Annotated in this window: 13 protein-coding genes; 8 read left to right on the top strand and 5 right to left on the bottom strand. The window is 69.9% G+C overall.

Annotation, left to right across the window (positions count from 1 at the left end):
- Positions 1 to 10: 10 nt before the first annotated feature.
- The 6 genes from ABT294_RS09560 (at position 11) to ABT294_RS09535 (ending at position 5,260) form a co-directional block, all read left to right on the top strand.
- Entirely contained in the window at positions 11 to 1,120 is a 1,110-nt protein-coding gene (locus tag ABT294_RS09560; RefSeq protein ID WP_350804740.1) for an NAD(P)-dependent alcohol dehydrogenase, read from the top strand.
- Between the two features lie 49 nt (positions 1,121 to 1,169).
- On the top strand, positions 1,170 to 2,177 hold the full coding sequence (locus tag ABT294_RS09555; RefSeq protein ID WP_350804739.1) for an alpha/beta fold hydrolase: 1,008 nt from the start codon (positions 1,170 to 1,172) through the stop codon (positions 2,175 to 2,177).
- Between the two features lie 11 nt (positions 2,178 to 2,188).
- Positions 2,189 to 2,491, top strand: coding sequence for a Nif11-like leader peptide family natural product precursor (locus ABT294_RS09550; RefSeq protein WP_350804738.1), 303 nt, complete (start codon positions 2,189 to 2,191; stop codon positions 2,489 to 2,491).
- Positions 2,488 to 2,808 carry a Nif11-like leader peptide family natural product precursor gene (locus ABT294_RS09545; RefSeq protein WP_350804737.1) on the top strand — a complete coding sequence of 107 codons (321 nt, stop codon included), beginning with the start codon at positions 2,488 to 2,490 and terminating at the stop codon, positions 2,806 to 2,808. The genes ABT294_RS09550 and ABT294_RS09545 overlap by 4 nt, the downstream gene beginning before the upstream one ends.
- Positions 2,805 to 3,698 carry an alpha/beta fold hydrolase gene (locus ABT294_RS09540; RefSeq protein ID WP_350804736.1) on the top strand — a complete coding sequence of 298 codons (894 nt, stop codon included), beginning with the start codon at positions 2,805 to 2,807 and terminating at the stop codon, positions 3,696 to 3,698. The genes ABT294_RS09545 and ABT294_RS09540 overlap by 4 nt, the downstream gene beginning before the upstream one ends.
- 74 nt (positions 3,699 to 3,772) lie before the next feature.
- Positions 3,773 to 5,260: an AAA family ATPase gene (locus ABT294_RS09535; RefSeq protein WP_350804735.1), complete on the top strand. Its 1,488-nt coding sequence runs from the start codon at positions 3,773 to 3,775 to the stop codon at positions 5,258 to 5,260.
- Between the two features lie 48 nt (positions 5,261 to 5,308).
- On the opposite strand, the gene ABT294_RS09530 is transcribed toward ABT294_RS09535, so the two are convergent.
- Both ABT294_RS09530 and ABT294_RS09525 read right to left on the bottom strand, forming a co-directional pair.
- Positions 5,309 to 6,964, bottom strand: a complete 1,656-nt coding sequence (locus ABT294_RS09530; protein ID WP_350804734.1) for an FAD-binding oxidoreductase — start codon at positions 6,962 to 6,964, stop codon at positions 5,309 to 5,311.
- 138 nt (positions 6,965 to 7,102) lie between these two features.
- Positions 7,103 to 7,744, bottom strand: coding sequence for a response regulator transcription factor (locus ABT294_RS09525; protein ID WP_350804733.1), 642 nt, complete (start codon positions 7,742 to 7,744; stop codon positions 7,103 to 7,105).
- Positions 7,745 to 8,136: 392 nt separating this feature from the next.
- Here ABT294_RS09525 and ABT294_RS09520 point away from each other — a divergent pair, with 392 nt between their 5' ends.
- Positions 8,137 to 8,700 (top strand): DUF305 domain-containing protein, encoded by a 564-nt coding sequence (locus tag ABT294_RS09520; protein WP_350804732.1) that lies wholly within the window; start codon positions 8,137 to 8,139, stop codon positions 8,698 to 8,700.
- A gap of 120 nt (positions 8,701 to 8,820) precedes the next feature.
- Here the strand turns inward: ABT294_RS09520 and ABT294_RS09515 are convergent, their stop codons facing one another.
- The 3 genes from ABT294_RS09515 to ABT294_RS09505 all read right to left on the bottom strand — a co-directional run bounded on the left by ABT294_RS09515 (position 8,821) and on the right by ABT294_RS09505 (position 13,274).
- Positions 8,821 to 9,771: an NAD(P)H-dependent flavin oxidoreductase gene (locus ABT294_RS09515; protein ID WP_350804731.1), complete on the bottom strand. Its 951-nt coding sequence runs from the start codon at positions 9,769 to 9,771 to the stop codon at positions 8,821 to 8,823.
- Positions 9,772 to 10,751: 980 nt separating this feature from the next.
- Positions 10,752 to 11,915: a serine hydrolase domain-containing protein gene (locus tag ABT294_RS09510; protein ID WP_350804730.1), complete on the bottom strand. Its 1,164-nt coding sequence runs from the start codon at positions 11,913 to 11,915 to the stop codon at positions 10,752 to 10,754.
- Between the two features lie 327 nt (positions 11,916 to 12,242).
- Positions 12,243 to 13,274, bottom strand: coding sequence for a methyltransferase domain-containing protein (locus ABT294_RS09505; RefSeq protein WP_350804729.1), 1,032 nt, complete (start codon positions 13,272 to 13,274; stop codon positions 12,243 to 12,245).
- A gap of 132 nt (positions 13,275 to 13,406) precedes the next feature.
- Between ABT294_RS09505 and uppS the strand changes: the two genes are divergently transcribed.
- Positions 13,407 to 14,183: a polyprenyl diphosphate synthase gene (gene uppS / locus ABT294_RS09500; RefSeq protein WP_350805153.1), complete on the top strand. Its 777-nt coding sequence runs from the start codon at positions 13,407 to 13,409 to the stop codon at positions 14,181 to 14,183.
- The last annotated feature ends 12 nt before the right edge of the window (positions 14,184 to 14,195 follow it).

Genomic DNA, 14,195 nt, shown 5'->3' with positions numbered 1-14,195 from the left:
GAAGACAGCCGTGACCACCACCCAGGCCGCAGTAGTGGAGTCGCCGGGAGCGCCGTTCACGCTGCAGGACGTCGAGCTGGACTCGCCCCGTCAAGGAGAGGTCCTCGTCCGGATGGAGGCGGCGGGGATCTGCCACACCGACCTCACCGTGGCCGCCGGCCTCATCCCGTTCCCGCTGCCCGGGGTGCTCGGCCACGAGGGCGCCGGAGTGGTCGAGGAGGTCGGCCCCGGCGTGACGAAGGTGAGCCCGGGCGACCACGTGGTGCTCACCTTCACCTCCTGCGGGACCTGCGTCTCCTGCAAGCTCGGCCACCCGGCCTACTGCACCACGTGGATCCCGCAGAACCTGGTCGGCGGCAAGCGCCCCGACGGGACGTCGCCCATCACCAGGGACGGCAAGCCGCTCGGCGGCCGCTTCTTCGGCCAGTCGTCGTTCTCCAGGCACGCCATCGCCGACCAGCGCAGCGTCGTCAAGGTCGGCGACGACCTGCCGTTCGAGCTGCTCGCGCCGCTGGCCTGCAGCGTCCAGACGGGCACCGGCGCGGTGTGGAACACGCTGCGGCCCGAGCCCGGCAGCTCGATCGCCGTGGTCGGCACCGGCGCCGTCGGCCTGGCCGCGATCATGGGCGCGGCGCTCACCCCCGTCAGCGAGATCATCGCCGTCGGGCGGCGGCAGGACCAGCTCGAACTGGCCGCCAAGCTGGGCGCGACCCACACGGTCGACTCCACCCAAGCCGACCTGGCCACCGCGCTGCGTGAGATCACCGGCGGCGCCGGGGTGGACTACGTGGTCGAGGCCGTCGGCAACCCCGACGTGCTCCGCGCGGGCATCGACGCCCTGGCGCCGCGCGGCGCGGTCGCCGTCGTCGGCGCGCCCCCGTACGGAGTGGAGGTCTCGGTGGACGTGCACCGCCTGCTCCCCGGCCGCCGCATCCTCGGCGTGTGCGAGGGCGACAGCGACCCCGACCGGCTGATCCCGCTGCTGGCCAGGCTCGTCCGGGCCGGCCGCCTGCTGGTGCAGCCGCTCATCAGGGAGTACCCGTTCGCCGACATCGCGGCGGCGGTCGAGGCCTTCAAGTCCGGCCAGAACATCAAGACGGTACTGCGATTCGACACGTGAGTGAGCACGCGCGTCCCCGCGCTGCCAGAGATCGTTTGGAGAGCCAGAGATGAACCTGTTCGAGCTCGGCGACTTCCAGCTCGCCTCGGGCGCCACGCTTCCCGGCGCGCGGCTCGCGTACCAGACGTTCGGTGAGCTCAACGCGGCCAAGGACAACGTGGTCGTGTTCCCGACGTTCCTGGGCGCGCCCGCGGAGGTGCTCAACGGCTGGATCGGCGAGAACCGCCCGCTGGACCCGCGTAAGTACTTCATCGTGCTGCCCGGCCACTTCGGCCTGGCGCCGTCGTCCGCCCCGAGCAACACCCCGGCGCCGCTGGCCGGGCCGGACTTCCCCGCCGTGTCCATCGCCGACGACGTCGTCGCCCAGCAGCGGCTGCTCGCCGAGCGGTTCGACGTGCACGAGGTGCACCTCGTCCTCGGCTGGTCGATCGGCGCGATCCAGGTGTACGAGTGGGCGCTGCGGTTCGGCGACGTGGTGCGGCGCGTCGCGCCGATCGCCGGCGCGCCGACCCCGCCGCCGTGGACCAAGCTCTGGCTCAGGACGGTGGTGGAGGAACCGATCACCGCCGACCCGAACTGGAACGGCGGCACGTACGCGGAAGCCGCGGCCGTGAGCGGCGGGCTGACCCGCGTCGCGCACGGTTCCGCGCTGACGGCGCCGCCGCGCACGTTCTACTACGACAGCGCCGAGGTCTGGCGCAACCTCGGCTTCGACAGCGTCGACGGGTTCGTCGCCGGCTTCTGGGAGGGCTTCTGGCTCCCGCAGGACCCGAACGACGTCGTCGTCCAGGCTCGCAAGGCGCGTACCGCCTGGCCGGGAGCCGACGGCGAGTCGCTGCGGGACGTCCTGGGCCGGGTCAAGCCGAAGGCCACGGTCGCCGCGCTCACCGGCGACAACCTGTTCCCGCCCGACGAGTGCCGGCAGTACGCCGAGTGGATCCCCAGCGCCGAGTTCCGGCAGATCGACAGCATCTTCGGCCACCTGGCCACGTTCGGGCTCAGCGAGCAGGACGTGAAGGCCATCGACGACGTGATCCGTCACGCCCTCGAAGGCTAGGAGGGGTCCCGGTGTCACAGGCGGAGTTCGTCAGGTTCCTACAGGCCGCCAGGTCGAGCCCGGACCTGCTCGCCCGCTACGCGCCCATGAGCCTGCCCCAGCTGCTCTTCCACGCCCGCGACGACGGCTTCACCTTCACCGCCGCCGACGCGAGCAGCGTGGTGGGCAGGCTGGAGGCGGGCGTCATCCTCGACAAGGACCGTGAGCCGTTCGACGGCAGCAGCGGGCTGTGGCGGCACATGTGGGGCACGCGCTACCTCGACTACCTGGTCGACCACGTCGCCGCCCGCTTCACCGACGAGGAGCTGTCATGAGCGAAGCCGCGCTCGGCGCGTTCCTGCGAAGCCTGGCGGACCGGCCGGAGCTGTGCGACCAGCTCAAGGACAAACCCAAGGACGAGGTCGTCAAGGCCGCCGCGGAACTCGGCCACGAGTTCACGGAACAGGAATTCAACTCGCTCGTCTGGAAGATGGAGGAACGCCTCGCGGAACACCGCGGCGAGCAGTTCGACGAACATTTCTCGCTGTGGCAGCTGCTGTGGGGGAAATACTATCTCGAATTCCTGGTTTTCGATCTCTTTCCCAGTCTCGACAGGACCGGGTTGCTGGTCCGATCGGAGCCGAACCCATGACGGGAAACGCCCTGTACATCGGGCGCGAATGGAATGTCGAACACGACCGGCGCGCCCCGGTAGAAGGCGCCGAGCTGAGGTACACGGTGCTCGGCGAGGGCGAGCCGGTGCTGTGCATCCACGGCACCAGCATCGCCGACAGCCTCATCACGCCGCTGCGGTTCTACCCGCCGCTGCTCGACGACTACCAGCTCATCAGCTACTACCGGGCCGGCTACAACGGCAGCACCCTGGACAAGGGTGAGCTCAGCATCGAGGGCGGCGCCGACCACGTCCGGCAGCTGCTCGACCACCTGGGCATCGAGAAGGCGCACATCATGGCCTTCTCCTTCGGCGGGGTGATCGCCTTCCAGTTCCTGCTCTCCTACCCCGAGCGGGCGCACAGCGCGATCCTGCTGGAGCCGTACCTGCCGCGCGAGGAACCGCAGGCGGTGCAGGCGAACATCGACGCCTTCATGGGCGCCATGAAGCTCTACGAGACCGGCGACAAGCTGGGCGCCGCGCAGCGCTACATGGAGTCGGTGTGCGGGCCGAGCTTCCTGTCCGCCGTGGAGATGACCGGGCCGCTGGACGTGTGGAACCGGGTCGAGGAGTGCGTCGACACGACGTTCACCGTGGACTTCCCGGCGATCTCGCAGTGGGGCTTCAAGATGTCCGAGGCGGACCGGCTGGTCGAGCGCAAGCCCGCGATGCCGGTGCTCGCCGTGATGGGCCTCGACAGCGAGTCGGCGATGCCCGGCTTCCGCGAGACGCAGCGCTTCCTGATGGACTGGCTGCCGCAGGCGGAGCGGTGCGGCATTCCGAACGCCACGCACGGGTTGCAGAGCATGAACCCCGTCGCCGTCGGCGAGGCCGCGCACGAGTTCCTCCGCCGTCACCCGATGCCCTGACCGGCCGTTGAGCCGGGCCCATAGCTCCTTAGGAGTACACTCCTTAGGGATGTACTCCTAAGGAATGGGGCACAGTGCAACGTCGTACCCGCCTCGGCAAGCCACCCCACGTCTTCGACCGTCGCGCTGAATGGGACGGTCTCACGGCCTTCGTGAACCGGCCTCTGCCCCATGCCATGCTCGGGATCGTCAGCGGCAGGCGGCGTATGGGCAAGACCTATCTGCTGCGCGCCCTCGTCGAGGCCCATGGAGGCTTCTACTTCGGGGCCACGGCGGCGACGGAGACGGAGTCGCTGCGCCAGTTCGGCGCGGCCATCGCCGTTCACGTCGGGTCCCCGGCTCCGTTCTCCTTCGCCACGTGGGACGACGCGATCTCTTACTTGTTCGGCCTCGCCGCGCCCCCCGGGGACGAACCGCTGCTCGTGGTCATCGATGAGTTTCCGTATCTGGCGAAGGCCGCTCCAGAACTGCCGTCCCTGATCCAGCGGGAGATCGACCGCTTCCAAGGCGAGGAGAGCCGGATGAGGCTGCTCCTGTGTGGATCAGCGATGTCCGTCATGGGCGGTCTGCTCGCGAGCACCGCGCCCCTGCGGGGACGGGCACAGCTGGAACTTGTCGTGCGGCCCTTCGGGTACCAGGCGGCCGCTGATTTCTGGGGAGTGATTGACAGTCCCGCTCTCGCGGCCCGGCTCCATGCCGTGGTCGGTGGCACGCCTGCGTACCGGCGGCAGTTCCTGGCGGACGACGTTCCCGGCAGCCTGGAGGAATTCGACGACTGGATCTGTCGTACGGTCCTGTCCCCTTTGAGTCCGCTCTTCCGGGAGGCTCGGTATCTGCTCGCTGAGGAAGCTGACATCCGGGACACCGCCCTGTATCACTCGGTCCTGGCCGCCGTGGCTCAGGGCAACACCACCCGAGGGGGGATCGCAGGCTACATCGGCCGTAAGTCAGTGGACATCTCGCACCCCCTCAACGTGCTGGAGGACAGCCATCTGCTAGAGCGCGAAGCAGACATCTTCCGGGCCGGGAAGTCGCACTACCGCATCATCGAGCCGTTGATCAATTTCTACGAGGCCGTGATGCGACCTTCCTGGGGCAGGTTGGAGAGCGGCCAGGCGGCGGAGGTATGGGCGCAGTCGGCGGAGCGCTTCGCGGCGCAGGTGGCCGGGCCGCACTTCGAAGCGGTGTGCCGAGAGTACGTGCTGGGGCCGGGGCGATCCCTGCTCGGCTCGGCCTTGGGGCAGGTCGGCAGCGGCGTGGTGACCGACCAGGCGACGCGACGGCAGATTCAAGTCGACGTTGCCGTGGTCGAACCCGGATCGGGCGGGAGGAAGCCGGCGGTACACCTGCTCGGCGAGGCGAAGTGGGGCACGGTCATGGGGCTGAGCCATCTGGAGCGGCTCACTCAGGCGCGGGACCTGCTCGCCGGACGCGGCATGGATGTCGGCCAGTGCGCGCTCGCCTGTTTCAGCGCCGCGGGCTTCAGCGACGCTCTGCGCAGGGAAACAGCTCGCGGCAACGGCGTGCTGCTCATCGGTCTCGAAGAACTCTACGGAGCATGACCCCTCATCGCGGGGCCCGTCCTGTCGGGACGTGCCCCGCCTGCGGCGTTAGGGGAGTCTGATCGACTGGGTGTGCCGGAACACGTCGCGCGGGTCGTAGGTGGCCTTGATCTGCTGGAGCCTGGGGTAGTTGTCCTTGTAGTAGAGCGTGTACCAGGGCACGCCCGACCTGTTGAACGCCGGGTCGGTGATGTCCGGGTCCGGGTTGTTGATGTAGCAGCCGTCCGACTGGTCGTTGGGCACCGGGTACCCGCCGGTGGCCGCCCACACCGAGCCGTACAGGTCGCGCAGCCAGCCGATGTTGGCGGCGTCGGCCGCCGGGTCCTGCCACTGGGTCTCGAACAGCGTCCAGAAGGACGCGCCGCGGTGCGCCAGCGCGGTCTGGGTGGGCGAGACCGCGTTGATCGCGCCGCCGCTGAACCCGGCCAGCGTCACCGCGCCCGCCGGGTTGCTGAAGTCGGTACGGGTCAGCGCGTCGTACATGGCCCCCGCCTGCGCGGACGTGTACCCGCGCCGCAGGTAGGCCGACTTGGACGAGCCCCGCAGCGTCGGGTTGATGAACGACGGAATGCTGGCCGCGATCAGCCGCACCGCGTGCAGCCACGGCAGCTTCTGCGCCGGCTGCGCCGCGACCACCGCGTCGACGCCGACCCCGGCCGTGAGCGCCGCCAGGTAGTCGGCCAGGATCTGCTGCGCCCCGGGCACCGTGGCGTCCACCTGGGTCAGCAGGAAGACGTACTGGTTCGACTTGTGCGCCAGCGACGCGACACCCGACAGCGCCTTGGCCGGGGACGTCGGCGAGGCGTGCTGCTCGTACCAGGTGCCCCAGTTGGTGACCAGGGTGCTGAACTTGGCCTTGTCGAGCGCGCTCCACGGGATGCCGACGGAGCTGAGCAGGACGTCCTTCGGCGGGTTGACCAGCAGCTTGCCCGGGTCCCTGCCGGTGGCGCCGGGCGTCCGGAACCAGAACCGGGTGACGATCCCGAAGTTGCCGCCTCCGCCGCCCGCGCAGGCCCACCACAGATCGCGGTTCGGGTCGGACGCGTCACGGCTCGCCACCACCACCCGCGCCGTGCCCGAGCGGTCCACGACGACGACCTCCACCGCCTCCAGGTGGTCGATCACCGCGCCGAACTCCCTGGACAGGAAGCCGTACCCGCCGCCGGTGGTGTGCCCGCCGACCCCCACGGTGGGGCACATCCCGCCCGGGATGGTGACTCCCCACTTCTTGTACAGCGCCTCGTACACGCCCGACAGCCGGGCGCCGCCCTCGACGGCGAACGCGTTGCGCTGCGGGTCGTAGTACACGTTGTTCAGCCCTGACAGGTCGATGACGATCTTGACGTCCGCGTTGAACACGAACGGGGCCAGGCAGTGGCCGCCACAGACCACGGAGAGCCGCTTGCCGCCGTCCACCGCCTCCTGGACCGCCCGCACCACCTGGTCGGTCGAGCTGACCACCCGGACGTAGTCCGGCGCGCCCACCCACCGCTGGTTGTAGCCGACGGTCAGCTCCTGGTAGCGGGGGTCACCGGGGTACACGGTCACCGGGCCGGTCACCGGAGCGCAGCGCTGCGCGGCGTCAGCGCTGGTGTCGGCGCTGGTATCGGGGCTGGTGTCGGCCCACGCGGCCGACTGCATCGTGGCCGCGCCCGCGGCGACCGCTGCCCCGCCGAGTAACCCGCGCCTTGTCATGCCACTCATGAGCGTTCCTCCCTAGCGGAGTGAGCCTCGGATCCGCAACGCCATGATTTCCGAACGGCCTCCGGAAGGCGCGGTCCAGCTAACGGAGTAACCACGATTCGATCAGCAGACGTTCGCGTGCGGGCTTTCGGTTGCGGCTCAGTCGCGGCGGTCTGCGCGTAGTCTCGCGGCCAGGGCGGCGGCCTGGGTGCGGCGCTGCATGCTCAGCTTGGACAGCAGGTTCGACACGTAGTTCTTGACCGTCTTCTCCGCCAGGAACAGCCGCTCGCCGATCTGCCGGTTGGTCAGCCCCTCGCCGATCAGCTCCAGGATGTGCCGCTCCTGGTCCGACAGGGCCGCCAGCGGGTCCTGCCTGGCCGCCTGGTCGCGCAGCCGCTGCAACATCGCGGCGGTGGTCTGCGGGTCGAGCAGCGACTGCCCCGAGGCCACCGTGCGGACGGCTCCGACGAGGTCCGAGCCGTGTATCTGCTTGAGCACGTAGCCCGCGGCGCCGGCCATCACCGCGTCGAACAGCGCGTCGTCGTCGGCGTACGAGGTCAGCATCAGGCAGGCCAGCTCCGGCAGCCGGGAGCGGGCCTCGCGGCACACGTCCACGCCGTTGCCGTCGGGCAGCCGCACGTCCAGCACCGCCACGTCCGGCCGGAGCGCCGGGATGCGGGCGACCGCAGACTCCGCGGTTCCGGCCTCGCCGACCACCTCGATGTCGTCCTCGGACTCCAGCAACGCGGCCACCCCGCGCCGCACCACCTCGTGGTCGTCGACGAGGAACACACGAATCATGTTTTCGACGTTACCGACCCGCCGCGACACCTGGAAGGGACCAAAGACCCGAGTCGCCGTCCGGCCGGATCGTGCCGCTGTTCGGACGGCTGTCCCACCCGCCGCCGAGAACAGCCGTGGCGGCAGCGGGCGGAACCGCCGCTCGTGCGGGTGCTCCGCCGGCTGCGGCAGGCCGCGACCCCGCGCGTGGCGAACGACGGGAGGGCGGCTTCGGGCGGGTGAGCGGGTTGATCGCGGCGGTCGCGTTCCTGGGCGGGTGTCGAGGTCGGATGTGGGGGAACAGTGCGGTTGGCGCGTCTCTCGGTAGCGCGCGGACAGGCCGATCTTCTGGCGGGCGGGCTCCGAGGCTGCCTGCAGAAGCGGGCGGTCACGACGAACCGGGAGAGCTTCGCATGGGTACCAACCGCACGTTCTCGATCGCCGCCGCCGCGGGCTGCCTCACGCTGCTCGCCGCGTGCGGGGGCAACGGCGCCACCATGGCCAGCGCCGGCGAGCCCACCACCTTCAACGCGGCGGACGTCACGTTCGCGCAGATGATGATCCCGCACCACGAGCAGGCGGTCGAGATGGGAGACCTCGCGTCCACCCGGGCGAGCAGCCCCGACGTCAAGACCATCGCCGACAAGATCAACGCCGCCCAGGAAGCGGAGATCCAGACCATGAAGGACTGGCTGTCGCAGTGGGGCAAGTCCGCCCCAGCGGCCGACACCGTGGGGCACGCCATGCCCGGCGGCATGTCCCCGCAGGACATGGACAGGCTCCAGGCCGCCAACGGCAAGGCGTTCGACAAGCGGTACGTCCAGCTCATGATCGTTCACCACGAAGGCGCGATCAAGATGGCCAGGACCGAGCAGGCCGACGGCGCGAACCCCGCCGCCAAGAAGCTCGCCCGGAAGATCGAGAGCAGCCAGCAGGCCGAGGTGGCCGAGCTGCGGAAGATCCTCGCCCACCTCTGAGGCGCGCGACCCTCCGGGGGATCTCCGCGCTGATCAGTCGTCGGGACGGCTGATCAGGCGGAGATCCGGAGGGCAGGGCGCCGCGATGGGTCGGGAGCTCCCGGTGCGCGGGTCTTCCGGTCAGTCGGTGAAGCGGGTGAGGAGATTTTCGGCGGTGGCGAAGGCGGCGACCACGTCGGCGGCGGTGCGGCGCTCCCGGATCATGCCGACACCCTGGCCCGCGTAGACGTAGGCGGTGTCGTAGTCGGCGTCGCGGCGGGCGGCGTCGAGGGCGGCACGGGCGTCGTCGTCCGACGCCAGCTCCGCCTCGTGGCCCACCCACCGGTCGAAGAAGGCGTTGCGGATGGCCCGCCCGCCGTACTCCGGCGGCCAGCCGAGCCGCTGGGCGACGTCGAAGACCCGGCCGTAGGACGTGTCGGTCTCCCCGGCTTGCAGGACCCGCTCCGTGGCCTCCCGGGGAATCGTCGTCTCGGCGCAGCCCAGGAACGCCGTCCCGACCCACGCTCCGGCCGCGCCGGCGGCGAGGACCGCGGCCAGGCCGCGGGCCGTCGAGATGCCGCCCGCGGCGAGAACCGGGATCCGTACCGCGTCCAGGACGCTCTCCAGCAGCGGCAGGGTGCCCACGTCGTCGCGGCCGTGGCCGCCGGCCTCGGCTCCGCGGGCCACGACGGCGTCCACGCCCGCCTGCTCGGCGGCTCGGGCCTCGTCCGTGGTGCCCGCCTGGGTGACGACGGTGATGCCGGCCTGCCGCAACTCGTCCACGTAGCCCGCGTAGGGCCCGAAGCTCACCGAGACCAGCGGCGGCCGGGCGGCGAGGACGGCGTCCAGCTGGGCCGGGTTGCCGGGGAGCGCCCATGCCATGAGCCCGATCCCGTACGGGCGCCCGCCCTCGCCCGCGACGGCGGCCTGCTCGGCGATCCACGGCGCCGGCGCCGCGGCGAGAACGCCGACCACGCCCAGGGCTCCCGCCGCGGAGACGGCCGCCGCCAGACGTCCCGCCGCCACCCCCGCCATCGGGGCTCCTACCAGGGGAACCGCGAGACCGAAGCGGTCGGTGAGCCACGTGCGCATCAGGATCTCCTCGTCCCTGTGTCCAACGCCTCAGACTTTCACAGTGCCATGCCCGGCTCGACGACCTCGAGCCGGGTCGCGGGGCCGCCTACCGGCAGCATCGGGAGGCGGGCGGTGCGAGGGCAGATTCGGCGTCAGGACGCGGGAGCGGGCGTGATGACGGAGTTCGTGACCGTCGCGAAAGTCACGAGATAGCGGCTCTCGTCGGCAACGCGAGGTCATGCGCTCCTGACGCGGCTATTGTGCAATCAGGGGCCCTCTATCATTCCCTCATCACATCGATGGCGTCGACGGCTGATTCGGCTCGTGCTCGGGACGTGGGCGGCAGCAACTCGTCGGTCTCCCAGCGTTCGGTGTCCGTCAAGCGAACTGTCGGATGTAGAACCAACGCTCCAAATGATCTACACGGTACCAACCTGATCCCGTCATCTCATGATCACGCTGGTTTTGGGAGCCAGATCACGTTCGCGGCGCGACGACCCGCCCCGCACGACTCGGCTCCCAAGCGGAATGTGGGCTCTCAGGCGATCAGGTCCTGTCGCGGTGGGGCAGCGACGGCGTCGCGCGTGAGGTGAACGCCGACTGCGAGGACGACGCCGACTGCGATGACCGTCGCCCCCCGTGGCAGGGACGCGCGCGGTGATCACCAGCTGGTACGTGAGACGGACGTCGAAGCCGAGCGTGCTCGGAGCCTCCGCGTCCAGACCGGGCAGAATGGCCACCGCCTCGTAGTGCTGGCCGAGCCGACGTCAGCCCGGCGCCGCAGGTGGGCGCGCCGAGTTGCGCCGGTTGTCTCCCGCCGAAGCCGCCGTCGTGGTCGCCCGCGGCGCTCGGCTGGTGGACACCCGCCCGCACTTTCCAGCGGGCGGCCGACGGCGAGATCCCGGGCGTGATCGTCATCGAACGCTCACAAGTCACGAACGATGCGCAGCAGCCAGAGGTTCGTGGCGTGTGGTTGCCCGTGAGCACATCGGGATTGATCATCGCGACTTCGACGCCCCACCTGGCAGTTTGTACGGCTCACCGCAGAAGTAGCGGTTGAGTGCGTCAACAGCGGCCATCAGCATGCGCGCGACCGCCCGATCGTTGCGTTGCACGTTGACCGACAGCGTCATCCGGCGTTTGCCCGTGGCGTCGGAGAAACTGAAAGTCTGGTAGCCGGGGATCGAGCCGGTCGCGCCCCACATCTCGCCACAGGTGAGTCCCGCCGACTCCAGCCCGAGCCCGTACCGGGGGAAGATCGGGGCCTGGGGCGTGGTGGCGCCGGTACGCATCTGCGTCAGCAGTTTCTGGCTGACGAGCCGACCGCCGAAGAGCGCCTGGAAGAAGCGGTTCAGGTCGCGGGCGTCCGATACCACTCCGTACGCTGCCCAAGCGAAGGACGGGTTCAGCCGGGTGATGGGCCGCAGCGAACCCGGCCGGCTCGGGTCGGCGCCCGTGGGCAGGTGGTAGCCGGTGGCATGCGGGCCGCGGATGCCGTCCCAGGTCCGGGGCAGGTAGGAACGCGTCATCCCGGCCGGACGGAAGATCCGCCGGTCGAGCTCGGCGCTCAGCTCATGGCCCGTCACCTTCTCCACGAGCAGCCCGAGCAGGATGTAGCCGGTGTTGGAGTAGGCGAAACGGCCCCGCTCGGGCCGGGGCAGCCGCTCGGCCTCGTCGATGAGCTGCTGCGGCGTATACGTCCGCGTGCCGTACCGCTCGGGGTCGGCGAACTCGGCGCTGGCGTCGTAAGTAGCCAGGCCGCCGGTGTGGTTCAGCAGCTCGCGCACGGTGATCCGGTCGCCGCCGTCGATCTGGCCGGGCAGCCGCTTGCCGATCGGCTCGTCCAGGCTCAGCTCGCCCTCCTGGACCAGCTGCAGGACGACCGCGGCGACCATGCTCTTGGTCACGCTGGCGATGCGGAAGCGCGCCTCGCGCGGCACCGGCGCCCGGGTGTCCAGGTCGGCGGTCCCGCTGGTGCCGATCCAGGTCCCGCGGTCGTCGTCGATCCGGGCCAGGACGCCAGAGGCGCCGGCGGCTACGGTTGCCTCGAGCGCCTCCCGTATTCCGGCGGGTTCTTCGTGCCGCGCCTGCGCGCTGACCGGGACGGGCGACAACAGGCCCGCGGCGACGAGCGCGGCGACCGCCATGCGTTTACCGTTCATTGGCGACATACGTCTTTCTTTGGTGGATCGTGAAAACGATCTCCATGCTGGTGGCATCGGCAGTTGTCCTCGTCCACATTCGTGACGATCTCTGCCTGCGACCGCCGTCGCACCCCGGTACTACTCCAGGCTGACCAAGCCGGTGTACCGATTGACCGCCACGGCGTCGGCCATCGGGCACGTAACAGGCACGGGCCCGCCAGAACAGGCCCTAAAGGATCAAAGCCCAGGCCGTTGACCTGGACTTTGTGTGCGTGCTCGCTGGGTGCCGGCGAGGGCGGAGATGAGCGCATCCATGGCGACGCATCGTGGGGCAGCCACTCAAGGTCAGGTTTCCGCCGTAACGACGTAGAGCGTCACAGCGGCGAAGAACGGCTGCTGTGCGAGATGGTCGAGCCACCCGTCGGCCTGCCGACGAGTGAGATAGCCGGCGGCCACGGCACGCTCGGTGTTGCGCTGAAGGCCGAGAACCTGGTCGGCAGCGTGAGCGTCCCGAAAGACCGACGTGACCGGAACAACTGACGTGACTGCGAATCCTGCCTGCTCGGCAAGCCGAGCCAGTTGCCGCCCGACGATTGCGTTGCACACGATCCGGTCGGCAACATGGCGGGTGTACGCGCGGGCAATGTCCGGATCCGGGTAGTCCACGGCGAGTGAGTCCCAGTCCGGCTCGGCCATGACGAGGCGGCCGCCAGGGCGCAGGACCTGCCGTGCCTCCGCCAGGACTCGGGGAACGTCGGCAACGTGCTGGAGCAGGCGGTCAGTGCGGACCCGGTCCGCAGAGCATGCGGGAAGCGGCAGCGCATGAACGTCGGCCAGCAGCACGCCAGTCTGTGGAACGCCGGTGATTCGGGCAAGCGCCCGACAGGTCATCTGAGGATCGGAGTCGATGCCGAGGACCCTTCCAGCAGGCGCTGCCGCGCGGGCCAGCATGCTGAGGTCGGTGCCCTGGCCGCAGCCCAGATCCAGGACGACATGGCCTGGCTGGATGGCCAAAGCGTCGAGTACGGCCTGTTTGTACGCGTGCGCGAGGCCGGTGGCGGCGAGCCGATCCTGATAGCCGATCTTGTCGGGGACCACCGTCTCGAAGATGCGCCCCGTGACATACGCCAGAGATTCGATTTCGCCCTTGAGGGCTTCCTGGCCGGCCGGAGTCAGGCGCAGGGGACGTCGCCTGCCCTCTCCGTCCAGGTCCTCGATCAGTCCCTTGCCTCGCAGCCGGGCCAGCGCGCTGGACAGGCTGCCGCGGCCGAGCCTCGCGCCGGTCATCCGCTCGATCGCGGTGTTGACGGCGTATCCGTGCAGCGGGCCGTCCGCCAGCGCAGACAGGACAAGCATCTGGGCGTCGTTGGTACGCACTGGCGCTCCCGGCAGTGGACGGAGGGTTAGGGTCTTCGCAATAGCACGCGTCGCGTGCTATTGCTCCGTAGTATGCACGCCGTGGCGGACCAGCGACCGCCCGACCCTCCTCCCACCTCGAAAGGCTCCGACGTGCGCGTCACCGACCCCCTCTATGCCCTGTACACCCGTCGGCTTCGCCGACAGCTCCAAGGCGGAGAGCTTCCCAGGCACATCGGGCTGATCATGGATGGCAACCGCCGCTGGGCCCGCCAGCGGGGAATCGGGAACCCGAGCCTTGGCCACAGGTACGGTGCCGAGCATGTGGGGAACGCCCTCTCGTGGTGCGAGGCCCTCCAGATCCGGCACGTCACCGTGTTCGTTTGCTCTGCCGAAAACCTCCAACGACGCGGTGACGCCGAGGTCGCCTACCTGATGCAGGTGATCGAGGAAGTCCTGACCGCGCACCTCACCAGGCCGCGAGCGCGCTGGCAGGTACATATCGCCGGAGCGCTCGACACGCTGCCCGACACCACTGCTCGCGCCCTGAAAGAGGCGGTCGAGGTCACACGGGAGTGCGCCACCGGAGCGCACGTGACCCTCGCAGTCGGCTACGGCGGCCGCCAGGAACTCGTCGACGCCATGCGCGATCTGCTGTACGAGCAGGCGGAGACCGGAAGGTCGATGCGGGGGCTCGCGGACGACCTGACCGCGGACGACATCGCCCGTCACCTGTACACCGCTGGCCAGCCGGACCCCGACCTGGTCATCCGCACCAGCGGAGAGCAGCGCATGTCCAACTTCCTGCTGTGGCAGAGCGCCTACTCGGAGCTGTACTTCTGTGAGGCGTATTGGCCGGCGTTCCGCGAAGTCGACTTCCTGCGTGCCGTACGTGCGTACGCCGCCCGACAGCGCCGCTACGGCGCCTGAGAAGCGCCCTCA

The organism is Nonomuraea sp. NPDC000554 (assembly GCF_040300065.1).
Lineage (GTDB): Bacteria > Actinomycetota > Actinomycetes > Streptosporangiales > Streptosporangiaceae > Nonomuraea.
The sequence above is the reverse complement of the archived record's forward strand: the minus strand, read 5'-3'. Positions and strand labels throughout refer to the sequence as shown.

Excerpts from the sequence above, each read along its gene's own strand:
- ABT294_RS09555 (WP_350804739.1), top strand. The coding sequence starts at position 1,170 with ATGAACCTGTTCGAGCTCGGCGACTTCCAGCTCGCCTCGGGCGCCACG.
- ABT294_RS09545 (WP_350804737.1), top strand. The coding sequence starts at position 2,488 with ATGAGCGAAGCCGCGCTCGGCGCGTTCCTGCGAAGCCTGGCGGACCGG.
- ABT294_RS09540 (WP_350804736.1), top strand. The coding sequence starts at position 2,805 with ATGACGGGAAACGCCCTGTACATCGGGCGCGAATGGAATGTCGAACAC.
- ABT294_RS09510 (WP_350804730.1), bottom strand. The coding sequence starts at position 11,915 with ATGAACGGTAAACGCATGGCGGTCGCCGCGCTCGTCGCCGCGGGCCTG.
- ABT294_RS09520 (WP_350804732.1), top strand. The coding sequence starts at position 8,137 with ATGGGTACCAACCGCACGTTCTCGATCGCCGCCGCCGCGGGCTGCCTC.
- ABT294_RS09525 (WP_350804733.1), bottom strand. The coding sequence starts at position 7,744 with ATGATTCGTGTGTTCCTCGTCGACGACCACGAGGTGGTGCGGCGCGGG.
- ABT294_RS09530 (WP_350804734.1), bottom strand. The coding sequence starts at position 6,964 with ATGAGTGGCATGACAAGGCGCGGGTTACTCGGCGGGGCAGCGGTCGCC.
- ABT294_RS09515 (WP_350804731.1), bottom strand. The coding sequence starts at position 9,771 with ATGCGCACGTGGCTCACCGACCGCTTCGGTCTCGCGGTTCCCCTGGTA.